The sequence below is a fragment of the Caulobacter sp. genome (genome assembly GCF_049283275.1).
Taxonomy (GTDB): domain Bacteria; phylum Pseudomonadota; class Alphaproteobacteria; order Caulobacterales; family Caulobacteraceae; genus Caulobacter.
Map to the genome: position 1 here is coordinate 1 of NZ_JBAPVS010000334.1, position 2496 is coordinate 2496.

General features: G+C 66.9%; 3 protein-coding genes. 1 reads left to right on the top strand and 2 read right to left on the bottom strand.

Annotated features, from left to right (window positions below):
* On the bottom strand, nt 1–340 hold a 340-nt coding region (locus WAL33_RS18980; protein ID WP_422183261.1), incomplete at its 3' end, for a hypothetical protein.
* A gap of 354 nt (nt 341–694) precedes the next feature.
* On the opposite strand from WAL33_RS18980, the gene WAL33_RS18985 reads away from it, so the two are divergent.
* Entirely contained in the window at nt 695–1849 is a 1155-nt protein-coding gene (locus tag WAL33_RS18985; RefSeq protein WP_422183262.1) for an acyl-CoA dehydrogenase family protein, read from the top strand.
* A gap of 76 nt (nt 1850–1925) precedes the next feature.
* Here WAL33_RS18985 and WAL33_RS18990 read toward each other — a convergent pair whose 3' ends face one another.
* Nucleotides 1926–2129, bottom strand: a complete 204-nt coding sequence (locus WAL33_RS18990; RefSeq protein WP_422183264.1) for a cold-shock protein — start codon at nt 2127–2129, stop codon at nt 1926–1928.
* Between the last annotated feature and the right edge of the window lie 367 nt (nt 2130–2496).

The following is a 2496-nucleotide window of genomic DNA, read 5'->3' on the forward strand; positions in this document are numbered from 1 at the left end:
CTTCGGGGGGTGTCTGGGTACGGGCGCCGGGCGGTGTCTGTGCACGAGCGCCGGGGGCTGGTGGCGGCGGTGTCTCCGCGACGGGGGCGCCCGCCGGTGGGGGTGCCGGGAACTCGTCGCCCGGAGCGCGGCGTACCCGTCGGGTTTTGGCCTTCTTGGCCTTTTTCTGCTGGTTGGCGTGGGCCAAAATGTCACGCTGGAACTGCGCGGCCTGGATCTTGGCGGCGATCTGGGTACGTTCCTTGGCCGCGGCCATGTCCCGGATCTTCAGATCGGCGATCGACGCCTCGATCCGCGCCAGATCGTCGTCGTAGCCCTCGGGCTGTCCAGCCTGCGCCACGGCACCTCCAAGACCCAGCCAGCTGTCTCTGTTAACTAGAGCATGCCGGTACGACACCTCATTAGAACAGGCTCACGGCGGCCGACATCTGTGGAAACGGTCGCCAAACCGGCAAACCTCCGTTACGCCGATGGACGCCCCATCCCCCGATAGGTCCACCCGGACCGGGCCCACTGCGCCGGATCCAGGCAGTTCCGGCCACCTCGGCGTACGAGGTGGTGCAGCGCAGCCGGCCCGAGGCCAGGTCACGGCGCAGCAGGTCGTCCAGGCCGGGCTCGTGGAACGGCGCCTGACCGGCGTACGCTACGCGTCAGTAACATAGCGCCGGGACCGCTCACCGAAAGGGCCACAGTCATGACTGATTTCGACGTCTACCAGCTGCCGGAGGACCACGAGACCATCCGCGCCGCGGTACGCGAGGTCTGCGATGCCCGGGTGGCCCCGCACGCCGCCGAGGCCGACGAGAACAGCGAGTTCCCGAAGGCGTCCTACGACGCCCTGCGGTCGTCGGACTTCCACGCGCCGCACATCCCGGTGGAGTACGGCGGCGCCGGCGCCGACGCGCTGGCCACCGCGATCGTGATCGAAGAGGTGGCGCGGGCGTGCGCGTCGTCCTCGCTGATCCCCGCGGTGAACAAGCTCGGCACGATGCCGCTGATCCTGGCCGGGTCCGCCTCGATCAAAGAGCGTTACCTTCCGAAGGTCGCCTCCGGTGAGGCGATGTTCTCCTACTGCCTGTCCGAGCCCGAGGCGGGTTCGGACGCCGCGGCGATGACCACGCGCGCGGTGCGGGACGGCGACCACTGGGTCCTCAACGGGGTCAAGCGCTGGATCACCAACGCCGGGGTGTCGGAGTACTACACGGTCTTCGCCGTCACCGACCCGAGCGCCCGGTCGCGTGGCATTTCCGCGTTCGTGGTGGAGAAGGCCGACGAGGGCGTCAGCTTCGGCGCGCCGGAGAAGAAACTCGGCATCAAGGGCTCGCCGACCCGCGAGGTCTACTTCGACAACGTCCGCATCCCGGCCGATCGGATGATCGGGGACGAGGGCACCGGGTTCGCCACGGCGATGAAAACGCTCGACCACACGCGGGTCACCATCGCCGCGCAGGCGGTCGGGATCGCGCAGGGGGCGCTGGACTTCGCGCTCGGATATGTCCAGGAGCGCAAGCAGTTCGGCAAGCCGATCGGCGATTTCCAGGGCGTGCAGTTCATGCTCGCGGACATGGGGATGAAGCTGGAAGCGGCGCGCCAGTTGACCTATGTGGCGGCGGGGAAGAGCGAGCGCGGGGACGCGGACCTGACGTTCTTCGGTGCGGCGGCGAAGTGTTTCGCGTCGGACGCGGCAATGGAGATCACGACGGACGCGGTGCAGCTGCTGGGCGGGTACGGATACACGCGGGACTACCCGGTCGAGCGGATGATGCGGGACGCCAAAATCACCCAGATCTACGAGGGCACGAACCAGGTGCAGCGCATCGTGATGGCCCGCCAACTGCTCAAGGGCTGATCTCGGCGGAACGTGGTGGGCTTAAAAAGGAATCGGCGGCCCGCTGAACCAGCGGACCGCCGAGACCTGGAAGTACTTAGAGCGGACGGATGTTCGCCGCCTGCAGGCCCTTGGGGCCCTGGGTGACGTCGAACTCGACCCGCTGGTTCTCCTCGAGGCTACGGAAGCCCGTCGAGGCGATCGCCGAGAAGTGCGCGAAGACGTCCGCGCCGCCATCGTCCTGAGTGATGAAGCCGAAGCCCTTTTCACCGTTGAACCACTTAACGGTTCCAGAAGCCATGTTTAAAACTCCTCGCAGGCTCTTGAGCCTCCGCACTTTGCGGAACCTCGCGTCGCCGCGTTTGATCGCCATCGTTCGGCTGCGCCGTAAATGCAAAAGACGCCCAACGGGTCAGATACCCATCAGGCGCCGCCAACGTCTACGGAGAATCAAAACTGCAACAGGGGAGAGCCTACCACGGAAGTTCGGGATGCACAGCGAAAGGGGATGAGGGCGCCGGATTATTTCCCCGGGCGATTCCGCAATTTCATGGGGATCGATACAGCGGCCGGTGCGCCGATCACCCGGTCAGCTGGGGCGCCGGCACGGCGTGCCCGAGCAGCCCGGCCAGCGCCACCCGGCTGACGTCCGGGTCGTAGGCGATGAG

Bases quoted from the DNA above. Each gene is read 5' to 3' on its own strand.
- WAL33_RS18985 (WP_422183262.1), top strand. From the start codon at position 695: ATGACTGATTTCGACGTCTACCAGCTGCCGGAGGACCACGAGACCATC.
- WAL33_RS18990 (WP_422183264.1), bottom strand. From the start codon at position 2,129: ATGGCTTCTGGAACCGTTAAGTGGTTCAACGGTGAAAAGGGCTTCGGC.